16 protein-coding genes are annotated in these 18,721 nt (G+C 67.7%); 12 read left to right on the top strand and 4 right to left on the bottom strand.

Annotation, left to right across the window (positions count from 1 at the left end; translation table 11 throughout):
- The 9 genes from C3E79_RS09400 (at position 1) to C3E79_RS09360 (ending at position 12,367) form a co-directional block, all read left to right on the top strand.
- A complete protein-coding gene (locus C3E79_RS09400) occupies positions 1–948 on the top strand; it encodes a DUF6779 domain-containing protein (protein ID WP_108404668.1) in 948 nt (315 codons plus the stop codon).
- Complete coding sequence (locus C3E79_RS09395; protein ID WP_108404667.1) at positions 949–1,659, top strand: 6PGD fold domain-containing protein; 711 nt, start codon at positions 949–951, stop codon at positions 1,657–1,659.
- Positions 1,649–2,431: a pantoate--beta-alanine ligase gene (locus C3E79_RS09390; protein WP_108404666.1), complete on the top strand. Its 783-nt coding sequence runs from the start codon at positions 1,649–1,651 to the stop codon at positions 2,429–2,431. Before C3E79_RS09395 ends, C3E79_RS09390 begins: the two co-directional genes overlap by 11 nt.
- 211 nt (positions 2,432–2,642) lie before the next feature.
- Entirely contained in the window at positions 2,643–4,202 is a 1,560-nt protein-coding gene (lysS, locus tag C3E79_RS09385; protein ID WP_108404665.1) for a lysine--tRNA ligase, read from the top strand.
- A 98-nt stretch (positions 4,203–4,300) separates the two neighbouring features.
- On the top strand, positions 4,301–4,723 hold the full coding sequence (locus C3E79_RS09380; RefSeq protein WP_108404664.1) for a TM2 domain-containing protein: 423 nt from the start codon (positions 4,301–4,303) through the stop codon (positions 4,721–4,723).
- A gap of 182 nt (positions 4,724–4,905) precedes the next feature.
- Positions 4,906–6,885, top strand: coding sequence for a glucose PTS transporter subunit IIA (locus C3E79_RS09375; RefSeq protein WP_108404663.1), 1,980 nt, complete (start codon positions 4,906–4,908; stop codon positions 6,883–6,885).
- A gap of 23 nt (positions 6,886–6,908) precedes the next feature.
- Positions 6,909–7,775 carry a PRD domain-containing protein gene (locus tag C3E79_RS09370; RefSeq protein ID WP_108404662.1) on the top strand — a complete coding sequence of 289 codons (867 nt, stop codon included), beginning with the start codon at positions 6,909–6,911 and terminating at the stop codon, positions 7,773–7,775.
- Positions 7,768–9,459: a phosphoenolpyruvate--protein phosphotransferase gene (ptsP, locus tag C3E79_RS09365; RefSeq protein ID WP_108404661.1), complete on the top strand. Its 1,692-nt coding sequence runs from the start codon at positions 7,768–7,770 to the stop codon at positions 9,457–9,459. Before C3E79_RS09370 ends, ptsP begins: the two co-directional genes overlap by 8 nt.
- A 154-nt stretch (positions 9,460–9,613) precedes the next feature.
- Entirely contained in the window at positions 9,614–12,367 is a 2,754-nt protein-coding gene (locus tag C3E79_RS09360) for an ATP-dependent Clp protease ATP-binding subunit (RefSeq protein ID WP_108404660.1), read from the top strand.
- A gap of 112 nt (positions 12,368–12,479) precedes the next feature.
- On the opposite strand, the gene C3E79_RS09355 is transcribed toward C3E79_RS09360, so the two are convergent.
- From C3E79_RS09355 to zupT, 3 genes are all read right to left on the bottom strand, one after another.
- Complete coding sequence (locus tag C3E79_RS09355) at positions 12,480–13,628, bottom strand: lipase family protein (protein WP_244280432.1); 1,149 nt, start codon at positions 13,626–13,628, stop codon at positions 12,480–12,482.
- 284 nt (positions 13,629–13,912) lie between these two features.
- A complete protein-coding gene (locus tag C3E79_RS09350; protein WP_108405150.1) occupies positions 13,913–15,244 on the bottom strand; it encodes a lipase family protein in 1,332 nt (443 codons plus the stop codon).
- A gap of 157 nt (positions 15,245–15,401) precedes the next feature.
- Positions 15,402–16,214 carry a zinc transporter ZupT gene (zupT, locus tag C3E79_RS09345; RefSeq protein ID WP_108404659.1) on the bottom strand — a complete coding sequence of 271 codons (813 nt, stop codon included), beginning with the start codon at positions 16,212–16,214 and terminating at the stop codon, positions 15,402–15,404.
- A gap of 55 nt (positions 16,215–16,269) precedes the next feature.
- On the opposite strand from zupT, the gene C3E79_RS09340 reads away from it, so the two are divergent.
- The gene (locus C3E79_RS09340) at positions 16,270–16,440 is read left to right on the top strand and encodes a DUF4236 domain-containing protein (RefSeq protein ID WP_108404658.1); all 171 of its coding nucleotides are present in this window, start codon (positions 16,270–16,272) and stop codon (positions 16,438–16,440) included.
- 35 nt (positions 16,441–16,475) lie between these two features.
- Here C3E79_RS09340 and C3E79_RS09335 read toward each other — a convergent pair whose 3' ends face one another.
- On the bottom strand, positions 16,476–17,336 hold the full coding sequence (locus C3E79_RS09335; RefSeq protein ID WP_108404657.1) for an HhH-GPD family protein: 861 nt from the start codon (positions 17,334–17,336) through the stop codon (positions 16,476–16,478).
- Positions 17,337–17,364: 28 nt separating this feature from the next.
- Between C3E79_RS09335 and C3E79_RS09330 the strand changes: the two genes are divergently transcribed.
- Entirely contained in the window at positions 17,365–17,985 is a 621-nt protein-coding gene (locus tag C3E79_RS09330; RefSeq protein ID WP_108404656.1) for a carbonic anhydrase, read from the top strand.
- Between the two features lie 10 nt (positions 17,986–17,995).
- Entirely contained in the window at positions 17,996–18,721 is a 726-nt protein-coding gene (locus C3E79_RS09325; protein WP_108404655.1) for a hypothetical protein, read from the top strand.

Here is an 18,721-nt window from a genome sequence, read left to right as displayed (position 1 = left end):
ATGAATGCCGAGAAGCCGTCTCGAGACAGCGCAACGTTGTGGATCGTCGTGCCGTTTATCCTTGCGATCGTGGGCACGGTGGTCATGCTGTTTACGAACTCGGCCACCGCTTTGAAGGTCTCCCTCGTGCTCGCGCTGTGGGCCGGGGCGGCCGGGATCATCGCGGTGGCGCGGGCGCGCCGGGACGGTGAGACGGCCCGGCGCGAGCTCCAGGCTCGCTCCGAGCGATTCGCCGCTGAGCTCGACGCCGCCAACGCGCGCGGGGAGGCGGCCTCGACGCGCGCGCGTATCGACGCCACCCCCGGCGCCGACATCACCGTGCTGCGCGAGATCCAGGAAGAGCTCGCCGCGCTGCGCGCCCAGCTCGAGGAGCTCTCGGGCCGGGAGTTCGGCTACGAGCCTGCGGCCCTGCGCGCCGAGGCCCGCCGCATCGCCGAGCTCGAGCAGGCGGCCGGCTCCACCCGCCTGGCGTGGGATGAGCCTGCTGAGCCTGAAGAGCCGGCGGAGCCCGCTGAGCCGGTAGAGCCCGCTGAGCTCGCTGCCGAAAAGACCGCTTCCGCCCCGGGCCCGTCGAGCGCGGATACCGCCGAGATTAAGAAGGTCAACCCCACTGAACCCCAGCGAGAGGCAACTCCGGAGGGGCGGGGCCGCCCGGCCGGGGCGCCGAGCGCCGAGGCGATCTCGGGGCGCGTCGGCTCGCAGCGCGGCCGGGAAGCCTCCGCGCGGGTGCGCCTCGACAACGCGCATAACCCCTTGTCCCAGCTCATCAGCGAGCGCCAGGCGGACAAGCCTGCCGCCCCGGAGCAGTCGGAGCCTACGCCCCAGCCGGAGCCCGCGGACCGGCCGGAGCCCGCGCCCCACGGCGGGCGCCGCCGCCGCGACGAGCACGGCCGCAGCTCGTTGACCGTCGCCGAGCTCCTCGCGCGCAGCAAGAGGGACGCGGAGTAGATGCCGCCCCGGCTCAGGGTTGCCGTGGTCGGGGGAGGCGGGGAGCTGGCGAGGCTGCTGGGCAGCGCCGGCCACGATACCTTTCCCGTCACCACGCCCGAAGACATCGCTGCCGCCGAGCTCGTCCTGCTCGACCGTGATGATTGCGGGTGGGTGAGCGGGGGCGTCGATACGCTTGCCCCCTTCGTCGCGCCTCGCCAGATGTTTATCCACACCGCGCTTGCCTCGGGCGCGCAGCTTCTCGACGCCGCGGAGACCCGCGGCGCCATCGTCATGGCCGCCCACAACATCTTTGGCAACCATTGGGTCACCGACGCCGCCGACGAGCTCGGGGAGAGCGTGATCGGCCTGCTCATCGCGGAGATCGGCGGGGTGAGCCACCCGGTGGCCGAGGCCGCGCGCCCGGTGATCGCGGCGGCGCTGCGGCTCGCGGCGCTCGAGCGCGCCGTGCGGCGGGACTCCTTCGAGCTGCTGCGCTCGGCGCTGCCTGATGCCGACGCCTTCGCCGGCGCCTACGCGGAGGCGGACCCGCCCGAGCTCTCCCACGCCGATCCCGGCTACCTTGAGAGGTTGTACCGCGCGGTGGACCAGCCGGGCGTGGCGCGGTTGCTGGCGGATCTGGAGCGTCGCAACGCGCAGAGACTCGGGGACGCCGAGGTGGAGCTGTGGGCGATGTCGCTGACGGAGAAAGGATTGCGAGATGGCATTTGAACCGGGCCGGGCAGTCGTCGTGTCGGACCCCGCTCAGCTGGCCACATACGGCCGCGCGTTTCGGAAGGTGGGAAAGCCCGTGGTCGTCGTGCCGCTGGGGACCGGGATCCACGCCGGCCACGTCGAGCTGATCCGGGCGGCGCGCTCGCTGCTCGGCGCCGTGGTGATGGTGACCTACGCGGGCGAGGAGGTCCCGGAGGTCTTCGCCGCGGAGAAGGTCGACGTGGTCTTCCACGGCGATCTCGGTGGGGCCCGCGTGTCATGCGGGCTGGACCACCTGGAGGACCCGGACGAAATTGCCTCAGGAGTGGGTGCGGTGCTGGCGGCGGTGGGGGCGACGCACGCCACCGATCTCGTGCTCGGGGAGAAGGACTTTGAGCTGCTCGTCGCCGTCCAGCGGGCGGTGACGGCGCTGCGCATGGAGGTGAAGCTGCACAGCGTGCCCACCGTGCGCGCGGCGGACGGGCTGGCGCTCTCGCTGCGCAACGAGCGGGTGGGCAACCGCGAGGCCGCGCTCGCCCTGTCGGCGGCGCTCACGGCGGGCTCGTACGTCGCCGAGCGCGGCGCGGCCGAGGTGCTCGCCACCGCGCGGGGCGTGCTCGCGGCTGCGGGGGTGGAACCGGACTACCTCGAGCTGCGCTCCCTGGGTTTCGAAGAAGCGCCTTCGCGTGGCGACGCCCGACTCCTCGCCGCCATCACCCTCGGCGGCGTGCGCCTGGTAGACAACGTAGGGCTGCCGCTCGGCGTGGGGTTTAAAAACCTCGAGGGGTAGGCGGCGCGGAAGCTGGCGCCCCGGTGCTGACCCAGCGCTGACACAGCGCAAAGTCATACACCCAAAGGCAGACAGATCGCCGTCGGAAATGATCGCACCACAGCGGGATGGCGAACTATCTGCTTCCTGATGTATGCCTTTGGATGTCCGCTTGTGCGCTCGCGCCGACTCAGTGCACGCCCCGACCAGCGACCGACTACCCTAGTTCACCGTGACTACCCAGAGCCCGAACACGCAGGACCTCTCCGAGCAGCAGCAGTTCCGCCGCGCGAAGCGCCAGAAGCTTATCGACGACGGCCGGGGCGCCTACCCGGTCAGCGTGCCGCGCACGACCTCGCTGAAGGACCTGCGCGCCGCCTACGTCGTCGAGGGCGATAACGCCCCCACCGGCGCGCGCGTCCTGGCCATCGGCGAGGAGACGCCAGACGTCGTCTCGGTCGCCGGGCGCATCATGTTCAAGCGCGACACCGGAAAGTTGTGCTTTGCCAGCCTGCAGGAGGGCGACGGCACCCAGCTCCAGGTCATGCTCTCGCTCGCGGAGGTCGGCGCCGAGGCCCTGGCGAGCTGGAAGGACGATGTTGACCTAGGCGATATTGTCTCGGTGACGGGCAGGGTTATTGCGTCGAGACGCGGAGAGCTCTCCGTGCTCGCGAGCGCCTGGCAGATGGCGGCGAAGGCGCTGCGCCCGCTGCCTGTCGCGTTCGCCGAGATGAACGAGGAGCAGCGCGTTCGCCACCGCTACACGGACCTGATCATGCGGTCCGCGGCGCGCGAGAACGCGATGACGCGCATCAAGGTCATCGCCGCGGTGCGCAAGTACTTAACCGGCCTGGACTTCGTCGAGGTGGAGACCCCGATGCTGCAGACCCTGCACGGCGGTGCCGCGGCGCGGCCGTTTGTCACCCACTCCAACGCCCTCGACATCGACCTCTACCTGCGCATCGCTCCTGAGCTCTACCTCAAGCGCTGTGTCGTCGGCGGCATCGAGCGCGTCTTCGAGATCAACCGCAACTTCCGCAACGAGGGCGTGGACTCCTCGCACTCGCCGGAGTTCACCATGCTGGAGACCTACCAGGCGTGGGGCACCTACGCCGACGGCGCGAAAATGATGAAGGGCCTCGTGCAGTTCTGCGCCGAAGAGGTCTTCGGCTCGCAGAAGGTCACGCTCGCCGACGGCACAGTCTACGACTTCTCCGGCGAATGGAAGGTCCTGGAGATGTACCCCTCCCTCAACGAGGCGCTCGCCCGGAAGTTCCCCGGCCAGCCCGAGGTGACCATTGATTCCAGCGTCGAGGAGCTCACCGCGATCGCCGAGGCCATCGGGCTGAAGGTGCCCGCCAATGCGGGCTGGTTGCACGGCAAGCTCGTCGAGGAGATCTGGGAGGAGCTGTGCTCCGATCAGCTCTACGAGCCGACGTTTGTGACTAACTTCCCCGTCGAGACCTCGCCGCTGACCCGCGACCACCGCGATCAACCCGGCGTGACCGAGAAGTGGGACCTCTACGTGCGCGGCTTCGAGCTGGCCACCGGCTACTCCGAGCTGGTGGACCCGGTGATCCAGCGCGAGCGCTTCGTCGACCAGGCGCGCCTGGCGGCCCACGGTGACGACGAGGCGATGGTGTTGGACGAGGACTTCCTCGCCGCGATGGAGCAGGGCATGCCGCCCACCGCCGGCACCGGCATGGGCGTGGACCGCCTGCTCATGGCGCTCACCGGCCTGGGCATCCGCGAGACCGTGCTGTTCCCGATGGTCAAGCCTGAAACTTCGTAGCATTGCGAATGTAAAACGGATTTGCGGCTCACATCGCGGGCCGACCCGGTAAGGTGGTGCACGGCTTTTTACAACACTCGTACAAAAGGATCGAACTCATGAGCACTCTCTACCCCGGCCCCAACCACGAGGAATTCGACCGCGACGGGCTGCCCGTCGGCAAGAAGCCTCCTGCTGACCCGGTCGCTTCCATGCAGCCGCAGTACCCCGCGCAGCCGGGCGCGTATCCCCCTGCGCCGTACGCCCAGGCGCCGCTCCCCGTCGCTCCGAAGAGCAAGATCGTTGCTGCGTTGCTGTTCTTCTTCCTCGGATCGTTTGGCATCGGCAACTTCTACCTGCACCAGAACAAGACTGGGGTGATCAAGCTCGTGCTGTTCATCGTGGGTTTTTTGACCTCTGTGTTCATCATCGGCCTGTTCATCCTCGGCGCGCTTGGGATCTGGTCCTTCATTGAGATGATTTTGGTGCTCGTCGGCGCCGGCGGCTACGACCGCGACGGCAGGGGAGTGCCCCTGGATTAGGGCCCGGGGCGGGGCGGGATTGCTATCGCGCTGTGCCGGTTATAACATCATGAAGTGACACCACAGGGTTGTTACCCGCGTCAATCCGAGGCGGGGCAAGACCTGGAGCAAGCGCACGCGTGCGCCCGCTCCGGGTCTTTTTGCGTATCGGCCCTGTCTGATTTGGGACAAGGAGATAAGAGATGCCGACCACCACGTCCTCCCTGCAGCAGCAGGCGAAGGACATCCTCGACGGCGTCGGCGGCGCCGCCAATATTGCCTCGCTCACTCACTGCGCCACAAGGTTGCGCTTTGAGCTTCACGACGCCTCATTGGCCGACAAGGCCGCCATTGAGGCTGTGCCGAAGGTTATGGGTGCGGTTGCCCAGGGAGGCAACCACTACCAGGTGATCATCGGCGGTGACGTCGCCACCGTCTACAACGCGGTGAACAACCTGCCCGAGATGCGCGAGCGCTCCAACGAGCAGGTCAAGGCCGAGCGCCGCGCTAAGGCCCAAGGTAAGGTCCCCTGGCTCGACGCCTTTTTCGAATACCTCTCCGATTCTTTCCGCCCGATCCTCGGCGTGCTCCTGGGTGCCTCCTTCGTCATCGCCTTTGCCGCGGTGATGGACGCCTTCGGCGTGGCTGCCTTCCAGGCCGAGGTCAAAAGCCCCGGGTGGCAGTTCGTCGACGCGATGTGGAACTCCGTGTTCTACTTCCTGCCCGTCATGGTGGCCTACAACGCCGGGAAGAAGCTGGGCATCGACCCGTGGGTGCCCGCGGCCGTCATGCTCGCCCTGTTCACCCCGCAGTTCCAGGGACTGCTGGAGCACCCCGACGCCGTGACGCAGACCAACGCGCTGCTCGGCAGCGAGGTCACCCGCGTCACCGTTGCGGGCCTGCCGATGTACCTGCCCAATTACGGCGGCAACGTCTTCGTCCCGCTCATCATGGCGGCCATCGCGGCGCTGGTGTACAAGGGGCTGCAGAAGATCGTCCCCTCGGCGGTGCACATGGTGTTCGTGCCCTTCCTCACGCTGGTGGTGATGATCCCGGTCACCGCGCTGGTGATCGGCCCGCTGGGCTACGCGCTCGGCGCCTGGATTGGCACCGGACTCGCCTTCCTCAACTCGAACGCACCGTTTGTCTTCGCCATTGCCATCCCGATGCTCTACCCCTTCCTCGTCCCGCTTGGCCTCCACTGGCCGCTCAACGCGCTCATGCTGGTCAACATCCAAACGCTTGGCTACGACTTCATCCAGGGCCCGATGGGCGTGTGGAACTTCGCCTGCTTCGGCGCTACGGCCGCCGTGCTCGCGATCTCCATGCGTGAGAAGGACACCTTGATGCGCCAGACCTCGGGCTCCGCGCTGGCCGCTGGGCTCTTTGGCGGTATCTCCGAGCCCTCGCTCTACGGCATCCACCTGCGCTACAAGCGGATCTACCCGCGCATGCTTGTCGGCTGCTTCCTCGGCGGCGTGACCATCGCGATCCTCTCCGCTCCGTTTGACGGTGTGCAGACCAATGCGTTTGTGTTCACCTCGCTGCTGACCATCCCGGTGTTTAACCCCGCGTGGGTCTACGTCGTGGCCATCGCGGTGGCCTTCTTCACGGCGTTCGCAGTGATCTATGTCTCCGACTACCGCACGGCAGAGGAGAAGGCGGCGGCGGGCGCGGCCGCCGCAGCGCCGGCAACGGAGCCCGCCGCCGCTACCGCCGCGACCGGGATGCAGGTCCTTGCCCCGGTCGCCGGGACGGCCGTGGCCATGGAGGCGCTCGGCGACAAGGCGTTTGCCTCCGGCGCGTTGGGCAAGGGCCTCGGCATCGTGCCCGCGGACGAGGAGGCTGAGGTTGTCGCTCCGGCAGCCGGCACGGTGATCTCCGTGGCCAAGACCGGCCACGCCTACGGCCTGAAGACAGACGACGGGGTGGAGATCTTGGTCCACATCGGCATCGACACGGTCAAGCTCAAGGGCGAGGGTTTCAAGCCCGCAGTGGAGAAGAAGCAACGCGTCGAGGCCGGCGAGGTACTCGCCCGCGTTGATCTCGCCGCGGTCCGCGAGGCCGGCTACGACCCGACCGTGATCACCACAGTGGTCAACTCCAAGAGCTTCGCCGGGGTTGAGGACACGGCCAAGGGGGTCGTGCGAGCCGGGGATCCCGTTTTGGACGTGGCGCCCTAGCAGCGCCGCTACACTTTCGAACCATGCGGATCCTGCGGGTGTTGAACAACAACGTCGTGCTCGCTCGTAGCGTCACCCACGGCGGGGAGGTCATCGTCACCGGCCGCGGGATCGGCTTTCAGGCTACGCACGGCGAAGAGGTCGAGGCGGGCAAGATCGCCAGAATCTTTGTGCCCGCCGACGGCCGCGATCCCGATCACCTCGCCGAGATGCTCGCGGGATTGCCCGCCGCGCGCATTGCACAGGTGGCCGAGGCGCTCGATGCGGCGGGGGCGCCAGAGTCGCTGCGCTCGAGCATCACGCTGGTGACCGCCATTGCGGACCACATCGAGGCCGTCGCCGCGCGGTCCCGGGGTGGCGGCGCCGAGGTGACATACCCTCTGCGCGCCGAGGTCGAGGCGCTCTACCCGGGGGAATACGATCTCGCTCGCCGGCTCGTGAGCGAGCTCAACCGCACGGAGCTCAACCGCGGCGAGCCGCTGCCCGAATCTGAGGCCACCGCGCTGGCGTTGCACCTCGTCAACGCGGGGTTTTCCACCGGGGACTTGACGGATACCTACCGGATGACGGGCGTGATCCAGCAGATGCTCGAGATCGCGTCGGCTGAACTCGGGGTGGAGCTGGAGGCGGCGTCGATAAGCGTTGCGCGCTTCATCACCCACCTGCGTTACCTCTTCGTGCGCCTGAGCCGCGACGAGCAGCTCGATCACGCTGCCTCCCCGCTGACCGCGCAGCTCCTTGCCGCCTACCCGCGCGAGGCCGCGTGCGCCCGCAAGGCCGCCGCGGTTGCTGAGCTGCGCTTTGACTGCGAACTCACCGACGACGAAGTTGCCTACCTCACGCTCCACATCGCGAGGCTTGGCGAGACAGAAAGGAACAACAATGACTGATAGGGAAATATTGGGCGGTATCGGTGTCTCCGCGGGCACCGCCTCCGGCGCGGCCGCGCTTGTCACCCCCGCCGCGGGCGTCGACCCCAACGAGCCGGCCTCGACCGATCCGGCAGCCGACGGGCAGCGGGTGCGCGAGGCGCTAGCCGCTGTCTCCGCGAGCCTGCGTGAGCGTGCAGCACGCGCAGGTTCGGAGACCTCTCGCGCTGTGCTCGAGGCTACCGCGGCGCTTGCCACCGACCGCGGCCTGGCCAAGGCCGTGGACAAGGAGCTGGCCAAGGGCAGCGGGGTCACGCGCGCGCTTTGCGACGCCACGGAGGTCTTCGCCTCCAAGCTGCGCAAGCTCGGCGGCTATATGGCCGAGCGGGTCACCGACCTCTACGACATCCGCGACCGCGCCACCGCCTTCCTGCGCGGGCTGCCCGAGCCCGGCGTTCCCGACCTGGCCGAACCGGCTATCCTCGTCGCCCACGACCTCGCGCCGGCGGAGACGGCGACGCTCAACCCGGCGCTCGTACGCGGCATCGTCACCGAGGCGGGTGGGGCGACCTCGCACACCGCCATCCTCGCAGCCCAGTTAGGCATCCCGGCTATCGTGCAGGCCAAGGGCATTACGCAGCGTGCTGCCGGGGGTACCGTCCTCGCCATCGACGGCGGGGTCGGAGAGGTGATTATCGCCCCGACGCCTAGCGACGTCGAAGAGCTTGAGCAGCGCTCGAGGCGCCGTGCCCAGGCGCTGGCGGGCTCGAGCGGGGAGGGCGCCACGCGCGATGGCCACAAGGTCAAGCTGCTCGCCAATATCGGCACCGCGGAGGACGCCGCCGCGGCCGCCGCCAAGGACGTCGAGGGTGCCGGGCTGTTTCGCACGGAGTTCCTCTTCCTCGAGCGCGAGGCTGCGCCGAGCATCGAAGAGCAGACCGAGACCTACGCCAGCGTGCTCGAGTCCTTCGGTGATCGTCGCGTTGTGGTGCGCACGCTCGACGCCGGGGCGGATAAACCGCTCGCCTTCGCCGACCTCGGGCCCGAGGACAACCCGGCGCTGGGCCGGCGTGGGCTTCGCCTTTCCCAGGCCCGCGAGGATCTGCTACACACCCAGCTCGCTGCCCTGGCGGCCGCGCACGCGCGCGTGCCAGATGCGGAGTTGTGGGTGATGGCCCCGATGGTCTCCACCCTGGAGGAGACCCGCTGGTTCGCCGAGGCGGCCCGCTCCCACGGCCTGCCCCGCGTCGGGGTCATGGTGGAGACCCCGGCAGCTGCGATCCGGGCCGCGCAGCTTCTCGACGTCGCCGATTTCGCCTCCATCGGCACCAACGACCTCTCCCAGTACACGATGGCTGCCGATCGCATGCAGGGCGAGCTCGCACATTTGCTTTCGCCGTGGCAGCCGGCGGTGCTCTCCATGATCCGCGCGACCTGTCAGGGTGGGGCTGCCACGGGCAAACCGGTGGGCGTGTGCGGGGAGGCGGGCGGAGACCCCCTCATGGCGCTCGTCCTCGTCGGCCTCGGGGTCGCCTCGCTCTCGATGGCCCCGAGCAAGGTCGGCGCGGTGTGCGCCGCCCTGCGCCTGCACGACCTCGATACCTGCCGCCAGATGGCGAACTTCGCCGTTGATGCCCCCACGGCAGACGATGCGCGCGCGGCCGTGCTAGCGATCGCGGACCCGGTGCTGCGCGACCTGGTCTAGAGGGCCGTTCGCTACGGGTGAACATGGGCCGTGACGTGGGAAGATGGCGTCGATAAGCGAGAAGCTCTGCGAAAACCTGGATGGGGTGTCGCGGCCCCGCGTTATGGTGGAGGGCAATTATTTTCCAAAAGTTTGCAGATAAAGGGGTCGCCTGATGTTCGAGCGGTTTACCGACCGAGCCCGCCGCGTTATCGTCCTCGCGCAGGAGGAAGCGCGCGCGCTCAACCACAATTACATGGGCACTGAGCACATCCTGCTCGGCCTTATCAAAGAGGGCGAGGGCGTGGCCGCAAAGGCGCTCGAGTCCATGGGCATCAACCTCGAGGACGTGCGCCGCGAGGTCGAGGAGATTATCGGCCACGGCACCCAGCCGGTGACCGGCTACATCCCGTTTACCCCGCGCGCAAAGAAGGTCCTCGAGCTCTCCCTGCGCGAGGGCCTGCAGATGGGGCACAAATACATCGGCACCGAGTTTTTGCTCCTTGGCCTCATCCGCGAGGGCGAGGGCGTGGCTGCCCAGGTGCTGATCAAGCTCGGCGCCGACCTGCCGCGCGTGCGCCAGCAGGTCATCCAGCTGCTCTCCGGCTACGAGGGTGGCGAGGGCCAGTCCGAGGGCGGGGAGCAGGCCTCCGGCATGGCCGGCGCCGGGGCAGCACCGCTCGGGGGCGGCGGCCCGCGCGGCGGCGGCCAGGGCGAGCGGTCGAACTCGCTCGTGCTCGACCAGTTCGGTCGCAACCTCACCGCGGCGGCCCGCGAGGGCAAGCTCGACCCGGTTGTCGGCCGCGACAAGGAAATCGAGCGCATCATGCAGGTGCTCTCGCGCCGCACGAAGAACAACCCCGTGCTCATCGGCGAGCCCGGCGTGGGCAAGACCGCCGTCGTGGAGGGGCTCGCGCTCGACATCGCCAACGGCAAGGTGCCCGAGACCTTAAAGGACAAGCAGGTCTACTCCCTCGACCTCGGCTCCCTGGTCGCCGGGTCGCGCTACCGCGGTGACTTCGAGGAGCGCCTGAAGAAGGTGCTCAAGGAAATCAACCAGCGCGGCGATATCATCTTGTTCATCGACGAGATTCACACCCTCGTCGGCGCGGGCGCCGCGGAGGGCGCCATCGACGCCGCCAGCCTGCTCAAGCCGAAGCTGGCGCGTGGCGAGCTGCAGACCATCGGCGCGACCACGCTGGACGAGTACCGCAAGCACATCGAAAAGGACGCCGCCCTCGAGCGCCGCTTCCAGCCCGTCCAGGTCGACGAGCCCTCGGTGGAGGACACCGTGACCATCCTCAAGGGCCTGCGCGACCGCTACGAGGCGCACCACCGCGTCTCCTACACCGACGACGCGCTCGTCGCCGCGGCGAACCTCTCCGACCGCTACATCAACGACCGCTTCCTGCCGGACAAGGCCGTCGACCTCCTCGACGAGGCGGGCGCGCGCATGCGGATCAAGCGGATGACCGCGCCGGAAGGCCTGCGCGAGGTCGACGAGCGCATCGCCGAGGTGCGCCGCGAGAAGGAAGCCGCCATCGACGCCCAGGACTTCGAAAAGGCCGCCGGGCTGCGCGATACCGAGCGCAAGCTCGGCGAGGAGCGCAAGGAGAAGGAAAAGCAGTGGCGTAGCGACGACCTGCAGGAAATCGCCGAGGTGGGCGAGGAGCAGATCGCTGACGTGCTGGCGAACTGGACCGGCATCCCGGTGTTCAAGCTCACCGAATCCGAATCCTCGCGCCTGCTCAACATGGAAGGCGAGCTGCACAAGCGGATCATCGGCCAGGACGAGGCCGTACGCGCGGTCTCCCGCTCCATCCGCCGCACCCGCGCGGGCCTGAAGGACCCGAAGCGCCCGTCGGGCTCGTTCATCTTCGCCGGCCCGTCCGGCGTGGGCAAGACCGAGCTGTCGAAGGCGCTCGCCGAGTTCCTCTTCGGCGACGAGGATTCGCTGATCCAGGTCGACATGGGCGAGTTCCACGACCGCTTCACCGCCTCGCGGCTCTTCGGTGCCCCTCCCGGGTACGTCGGTTACGAGGAGGGCGGCCAGCTCACCGAGAAGGTGCGCCGCAAGCCGTTTAGCGTCGTGCTTTTCGACGAGATCGAAAAGGCCCACAAGGAGATCTACAACACCCTGCTCCAGGTGCTCGAGGAGGGCCACGTCACCGACGGGCAGGGCCGCGTGGTGGACTTCAAAAACACCGTGCTCATCTTCACCTCCAACCTGGGCACGGGGGATATCTCCAAGGCCGTCGGCCTCGGCTTTAGCGGCAACACCGCCACCGACGCCGACGCCCAGTACGAGCGGATGAAGAACAAGGTCCACGACGAGCTGAAGAAGCACTTCCGCCCCGAGTTCTTAAACCGCATCGACGAGATCGTGGTCTTCCGCCAGCTCACCCAGGACGAGATCGTCTCGATGGTCGAGCTCATGATCGCCCGCGTGGATAAGAACCTCGCCGCCCAGGACATGGGCATCGAGCTGACGAAGAAGGCGAAGGACCTCCTCGCCCTGCGCGGCTTCGACCCGGTGCTCGGCGCGCGCCCGCTGCGCCGCACCATCCAGCGCGAGATCGAAGACGTGTTGTCCGAGAAGATCCTCTTCGGTGAGATCGGCGCCGGCGAGATCATCAGCGTCGACGTGGAGAACTGGGATGGCGATGTGGAGGCCGCGAAGCAGGAGCGCGGCAAGGTCGCCGAGCAGGCCACCTTCACTTTCACCCCACGCCCTAAGCCGCTGCCTGCCGACGCCTTCGACGTGGAGATCCCGGAGGAGGTCCGCGACATCGCGCCGAAGCCGGAGTCCGACTCCCCGGTAGAGTCGCCCTCCGACGAGCCGGATGCGCCCGAGGAAACCCTCGCTGGCGACGACGGCCGGGGCGACGATGAGGGCCGCGGCCCGGCGGGCGCCGGGAGCGCGCTCTAAGGGCAGGCCCCGCTAGAGGAGCCAAAGGAAACACAAGCCGCCGCCCTCCCTTGAGAAAAGAGGAGGGCGGCGGCTTTATCCGTGCCTTGCACGCGGGGGCTAGTGCGTGGGGCTAGAAGGTCCCGCAGTTCGAACGCACGGGCACGCCGTTGAAGCGGTCCATGATCCAGTTAAAGGAGGGGACGAGCTCGGTGAACACGCCGGCGACGTGGTTGGCCCCGGGCTTGAAGCTCGAGCCCGGGGTCAGCGCCGGGATGTTCTCGTTGAGGTAGGTGACCTGGCCACCGGCCGCGCAGTACTCGTGAGCGAGCTGCGTGACCTGCTCGGTGGGGACGACATCGTCGCCGCCGGGGGTCGTGACCATGATCGGAGTCGGCGGCACGACCTGGCCTAGGCGCTGGTCGATGAAGTGCTGCGCCACGTCGGGGTAGCTCGCCAGTACATCTCCCACGCTCGAGCCGTTCGTCGTCAGCGTCGCCGTGTTGGTGCCACCCCAGCGTAACGCGTCGTCGAACAGGCACGAGTGGGAGGTCGACTCGACGAATTGCCGCCCACGATCGTTCGTGTTATCCGCAATCGCCCCGCCGATCTCGGGGAAGCGCTCGCTCCAGCCGTTGGCGGCGTAGCCGATCACGGCGGTAATGGCGGAGCGATCCACGCCGTCGAGGGTGGCGAGTAGGTCCGCCGGCGGAGCGCCGGCGAAGGTGCCCTTGACGTTGAGTTCCGGGGCGTAGGAAGGCTGTTTCTCCGCCGCGGCCGCAGCCGCGCCGCCGCCCTGGGAGTAGCCGTAGAACGCGATCGGGTCGCCGGCTGGAACGATGGCGCGGGCCGCGTCGAGCATCGCGTGCGCCTCTTCGTCGTGCAGGGCGAAGGTGTGGGCGCCCGGGGCGCCCAGGCCGATATAGTCGGTGACGACGGCGCGCATGCCGAGTAAGGCGGCGGCTTCGTAGGCACCGAGCTCAAAATTTGTCCCCCACGCCAGGTTGGCGGGGTCTACCTGGGTGGTCAAAAACAGCCCGCGCGACGGGGCGCAGGCGTCAGCCGAGCTGCGGGTTGCCGGGCCGAAGACTACGGTGGGGGTCGGGCCCTGCCCGCGCCACGGGTTGGCAGGTTCGATGACGAAGCCAGAGGTGGCCACCGGCTCGCCGTGGACGGTGGTGGAGGTGTAGAGGAACCGCTTCGCGTGGCCAGGGAAGTCCGGGCCTAAGACGTTGAGCAGGTGGGGGGGCGGGCTGGGTGCGCAGCAGGGTGCCGGGGGCACCGAGCTGCTCCGGGACTACCGGATCGTCGTAGAACGGGTCGTAGGTGTGCAGCAGGTTTCCCGCGGGGGTTGTCACGGCGTCCTCAACGCCAGACGACAGATCTTGGGCGTGCGCCGATGGTGTGAGGACCGATAACGCGAGCGTCGCAGCGAGTGCCGACGCAGCCACAGAGCGGAAGGAGAATCTCATAGATGAGGATCCTAGACACCCTTCCATGACGGGGGAAAATTTCCTAGCGAATTGAATTCAGGCAGCGGTGAGGTGCGACTGCCCGGGGATCGAGCTAGAAGGTGCCGCAGTTCGACTGCATGGGCACGCCGTTGAAGCGGTCAAGTATCCACATGAAAGATCCGCCAAGCTGCGTAAGGACACCGGCGGCGTGGTTGGCGCCGAGCTTGGTGCCGGGGCTAAGCGGAGGGATGTTCTCATTGAGGTAGGTCACTTGCGCACCGGCGGCGCAATAATCACGTGCGAGCTGGGTTACCTGTCCGGACGGGACGAGGTCGTCGTTTCCGGGTGTGGAGACCATGATCGGAGTGGGAGGGGCGACGGTGCCAAGGTGCTGATCGACAAAGAGCTTGGTCATTCGCGGGTCGTTGCGCAAAAGCGTTCCAAGGCTTTCACCGGATGTTGTTAGTGTCGCAGTATGAGTGCCTTGCCAGCGAAGCGCGTCGACGGTGATACAGGAATCAGATGTGGCGGCGAAGAACTGTCGGCCCTGTTGGTTGGCATGAGAGGAGAAGTAGTCCCGAATTTCGGGGTAACGCTCGCCCCATCCGTTAGCAGCGTAGCCGAGTACGGCAGTGATAGCGGAGTTGTCTACTCCGTCGAGGGTGGCGAGTAGGTCGGCTGGGGGTGCGCCGGCGTAGGTGCCTTTGATGTTGAGTTCGGGGGCGTAGCTGGGGGCGAGCTCTGCGGCGGCGGCTGCTGCGCCGCCGCCTTGGGAGTAGCCGTAGAAGGCGATGGGGTCGCCTGCGGGTACAACGGCGCGGGCGGCGTCGAGGACGGCGTGTGCCTCTTCGTCGTGCAAAACGTAGGTGTGGGCACCTGGGGTGCCCAGCCCGATATAGTCCACCACGACCACACGCATACCCAGCAGCGCGGCAGCCTCGTAGGAGTGCAGCTCATAGTTGAGGCCTAAGGCACCGTTGGTGGTGTTGAACTGGGCTGTCATCCACGGGCCGCGCGAGGGTGCGCAGGCGTCGCCCGAGCCGCGGGTGCCGGGGGCGAAAACGACGGTGGGGGTGGGGCCGTTGCCGCGCCAGGGGTTGGCTGGTTCGATGACGAAGCCGGAGGTGGCTACCGGATCGCCGTGGACGGTGGTGGAGGTGTAGAGGATTTTCTTGGCGTGGCCGGGGAAATCCGGGCCTAGAACGTTGAGGAGGTGCGGGGCGGGTTTGGTGCGCAGCATGGTGCCTGGGGAGCCTAGCTGCTCGGGTGGGACAGGGTCGTCGTAGAAGGGGTCGTAGCCGGCGATGGGGGCGTCGGTCGGCGTGTTCACTGCGTGGTTGAGCCCGCTGGAGAGGTCCTGAGCATCGGCAGCTGGGGTGGCCAGTGCAGAGAGACCGAGTACGGCGGCGAGGCCTGTCGTCGTTAAGTGTCGCGCGAAATTCATGGTCATAACATTAGCGCATTATAGGAGAGTCTATGGAATGCAGGTGTAGTACAATGGTTTTTCTCATGATTGCGCCTGTCCGGTACTCCGGTACTGTGCGGACCTGGAAGAACGCTATGGCAGCGTCATGCAACGAAAATCCGGATAAAACCGAGGCCTAGTTCAGCACAATGAGGCTCGCCGCCATCACTGCCATACCGCCCATTACACCGTAGACGTAGAAGTGGTGCTGGCCCGTGGCCACCGCGCTCGGGAGGAGCTTGTCAAAGCTAATAAACACCATGATGCCCGCCACCGCAGCGAAGGATAACCCCAAGGTCGCCGGCCCCATAAAGGGCATGAGCAGCAAGAAGCCCGCAGCTGCGCCGAGCGGCTCGGCCAGGCCCGAAGCGGTGGCCCACCCCGCAGCGGCCCACTTCTTTCCCGTCGCTTCCCGCAGCGGCACCGCTACCGCCACGCCCTCGGGGATGTTGTGTATCGCGATCGCCACCGCAATCGGCAACGCGACCTTCGGGTCGCCGAGCGCGGAGATGAAGGTAGCAAACCCCTCTGGGAAGTTGTGGACCGCGATGGCCACGCCGGTGAGCGCCCCTGCGCGCATCATCACGGAGCGGGCCCGATCGGCGGTACCGGCGGAGGGGACCTCGTGCGGGTTGATCGGCTCGGGGACGAGACGGTCGATCACGGCGATGAGGACGACGCCGGCGAAAAACGCCGCCACACCGTAGACGGGGCCCGCCGCGCCGACTACCTCACCGAGCCCGTCGATGCCGCTGGGGAGGAGCTCGACGAGGGAGATATAGACCATCACGCCTGTGGAAAACCCGAGGGAACCGGCAAGGAAGCGATTAGTCGGGTTCGACTTCAGCGCCACGAGCAAGCCCCCGATGCCGGTGGAGATGCCGGCGAAGAGGGTGATAGCGAACGCGATTGTGACCGAGTCGGCCTCGATGGGAACTCCTGGCGTCATGGGCGATAATCATAATCGCGCTGGCGGGGAGCGCTTGCGGATAGACTATGCTTCCATGGGCATCTATTACCGCAAGAAGCACAAGGTGGGGCGCAACTCCTGGCTTAACCTCTCCGGTTCCGGCGCGTCCGTTTCCACCAAGGTCGGCCCCGTCACCGTCAATTCGCGCGGCGGGTTATGGCTCAACCTTCCCGGCGGCCTGAACTACCGGGGCCGCTGGAAATAGGGGCCTCGGTTCGGTGCGGTGGGGGCTCAGCGGCGCTACATGCGGGGCAGCCCGATGGTGCCTTCCGGAGTGCGCACGGCGAGGCCGTCGTCAAGCAGCGAGTCCAACGCGCGTGCCCGCTGCTCAGCGTCGGGCCAGACCTCCTCGACCTGCGCCGTGGTGACCGCGCCGGGCGAGGAACGAATGAGCTTCATGATCTTGCCGCGCACCTGCCGGTCAGTGCCGATGAACTTTTGCACCTTCCGGCGGCGCAGCTGCTCGGCGTCCGGCTCCGGGCGCCCCGCCGCCAGCCAGGCGCAGCGCTGTGAGATGGGGCAGCGCTCACAGCGCGGGGCGCGAGCCTGGCACACCAGCGCCCCCAGCTCCATGAGACCGGCCGAAAAAACGGGCCCGTCGCGCTCGGGCAGCAGGGCCTCGACCGCGGAGATCTCTCCGGCGTGCGGGTGGGCCAGAAACACACCCTCCACCGCGCGGGCGTAGACGCGGCGCACGTTGGTATCTACCACCGCCACGTTCTTGTCGTAGGCGAAGCACGCCACTGCGCGCGCCGTGTACGCCCCGATGCCGGGTAGGGCAAGTAGCGTATCGACGTCCCCCGGCACCACCCCGGAGTGCCGCTCGACCACTACTTTCGCGCACTCGTGGAGCCGCAGCGCGCGCCGCGGGTAGCCCAACGAGCCCCAGGCACGCAGCACTTCGTCGGGCCCAGCGGCAGCGAAGGCCTCCGGGGTGGGCCAGCGCTCCATCCATTCCAGCCACACCGGCGCGACGCGTGAGACCGGCGTTTGCTGCGACATGACCTCGCTGACCAGCACGCCCCACGGGCTCGTGCCGGGCTCACGCCACGGCAGCGGGCGCCCGTGGGCGCGGAAATAGGAGATAACTTCGCTTTGCATGCTCACAATACGTGCCACAATAGTGGGCATGACCCAACGCTTAAGTGCATCGCCCCTCGAGGTGTGGGAAACCCTCAAGGCGGGCAACGACCGTTTCGCCACAGATACCGTCATCCATCCGCACAGCACGGTGGAGCGCCGCCTCGAGCTGCGTGAGGGCCAGGCCCCGGTTGCCGCGGTGCTGGCGTGCTCCGACTCCAGGGTGCCCGTCGAGCTGCTTTTCGACGCCGGGCTGGGCGACATGTTCGTCATCCGCACCGCCGGTGGCTGCGTTGACGCCGCGGTCTCCGGCTCCGTCGACTTCGCCGTCACCGCGCTTGGCGTCAAGCTCGTCATCGTGCTCAGCCACGAGGCGTGCGGGGCGATCGGCGCGGCGGTCACCGCCGTCGACGAGGCGGAGATCCCCCTGGGCCTGCAGCGCGTGTTCGTGGAAAAGATCGCACCCTCAGTGATCTGGGCGAAAGGCCACGGCAAAGGCGAGCGCGGCGAGATCGAGCGCGAGCACGCCCGGATTACGGCGCAGCACCTCATCGACCGCATCCCGGCGCTGCAAGAGGGTGCCGCCGACGGTTCCATCGGCGTCGTCGCGGCCCGCTACAGTCTCGCCGAGGGCCGCGTCGAGACCGTCGAGGAGCATTTCGCGCGCTAAGGTAGGGCGCGTGACACACCAGCGCTACGACCACTCTCAGCGGCCCGACCCGAGGCCGCTGCCGCCCGAGATCTACACGCGCAGGCGCGTGGCGGCACTGGTCATTATTTTAGTCCTCGTCGGCCTGCTCGTGTGGGGTCTCACCGCCTGGGCGCGGAGCGGTTCGGGGCAGGAGCAGCCGGATTCCACCGCGCCGGCGACTCCGACCGAGCAGATCACCACCTCCCCGACGGTGCCGGCACCGAGCGAGGAGACGACGACCACCCCGTCCTCCCCGTCCTCCTCTGCGTCCTCTGGGGCGTCATCTCCGTCTGCGAGCACGAGCGCCAACGCCGCGGCGAAGGACACCTGTGAGCTTGGCGATCTCGACATCGTCGCGCAGACCAGCGAGCCCAGCTACGCGGCGGGGCAACAGCCGGTGTTCTACATGGAGGTGAAAAACCCCACCAAGGCAGACTGCGTGATCAACCTCGACCAAGACAAGCTGCGCTTCGAGGTCTACACCATGGCCGATAACCAGCGCGTGTGGTCGGACGTGGACTGCTACCCCCCGGTCGTGGCGGGCGAGCAGACCTTTGCCCCGGGCGAGCCGCGCAAGTTTGAGGCGAAGTGGTCGGCCACCGGCTCGAAGCCGGGACAGTGCAAGAACCGCGAACCGGTGGGGCCCGGCTCGTATTACCTGCACGCGGTGATCGGGGATTCCGCGTCCAACCCCGCGGACTTCACGCTGCGCTAG

Origin of the sequence: Corynebacterium liangguodongii (genome assembly GCF_003070865.1) — a bacterium.
GTDB lineage: Bacteria > Actinomycetota > Actinomycetes > Mycobacteriales > Mycobacteriaceae > Corynebacterium > Corynebacterium liangguodongii.
This window is presented reverse-complemented; position numbering and strand designations above follow the sequence as displayed.

What these genes read in the sequence shown, in the direction of transcription:
- C3E79_RS09375 (WP_108404663.1), top strand. Translation starts at nt 4,906, where the DNA reads ATGCCGACCACCACGTCCTCCCTGCAGCAGCAGGCGAAGGACATCCTC.
- C3E79_RS09390 (WP_108404666.1), top strand. Translation starts at nt 1,649, where the DNA reads ATGGCATTTGAACCGGGCCGGGCAGTCGTCGTGTCGGACCCCGCTCAG.
- C3E79_RS09360 (WP_108404660.1), top strand. Translation starts at nt 9,614, where the DNA reads ATGTTCGAGCGGTTTACCGACCGAGCCCGCCGCGTTATCGTCCTCGCG.
- C3E79_RS09395 (WP_108404667.1), top strand. Translation starts at nt 949, where the DNA reads ATGCCGCCCCGGCTCAGGGTTGCCGTGGTCGGGGGAGGCGGGGAGCTG.
- C3E79_RS09400 (WP_108404668.1), top strand. Translation starts at nt 1, where the DNA reads ATGAATGCCGAGAAGCCGTCTCGAGACAGCGCAACGTTGTGGATCGTC.
- ptsP (WP_108404661.1), top strand. Translation starts at nt 7,768, where the DNA reads ATGACTGATAGGGAAATATTGGGCGGTATCGGTGTCTCCGCGGGCACC.
- C3E79_RS09340 (WP_108404658.1), top strand. Translation starts at nt 16,270, where the DNA reads ATGGGCATCTATTACCGCAAGAAGCACAAGGTGGGGCGCAACTCCTGG.
- C3E79_RS09370 (WP_108404662.1), top strand. Translation starts at nt 6,909, where the DNA reads ATGCGGATCCTGCGGGTGTTGAACAACAACGTCGTGCTCGCTCGTAGC.
- zupT (WP_108404659.1), bottom strand. Translation starts at nt 16,214, where the DNA reads ATGACGCCAGGAGTTCCCATCGAGGCCGACTCGGTCACAATCGCGTTC.
- C3E79_RS09380 (WP_108404664.1), top strand. Translation starts at nt 4,301, where the DNA reads ATGAGCACTCTCTACCCCGGCCCCAACCACGAGGAATTCGACCGCGAC.
- C3E79_RS09330 (WP_108404656.1), top strand. Translation starts at nt 17,365, where the DNA reads ATGACCCAACGCTTAAGTGCATCGCCCCTCGAGGTGTGGGAAACCCTC.
- C3E79_RS09350 (WP_108405150.1), bottom strand. Translation starts at nt 15,244, where the DNA reads ATGAATTTCGCGCGACACTTAACGACGACAGGCCTCGCCGCCGTACTC.
- C3E79_RS09335 (WP_108404657.1), bottom strand. Translation starts at nt 17,336, where the DNA reads ATGCAAAGCGAAGTTATCTCCTATTTCCGCGCCCACGGGCGCCCGCTG.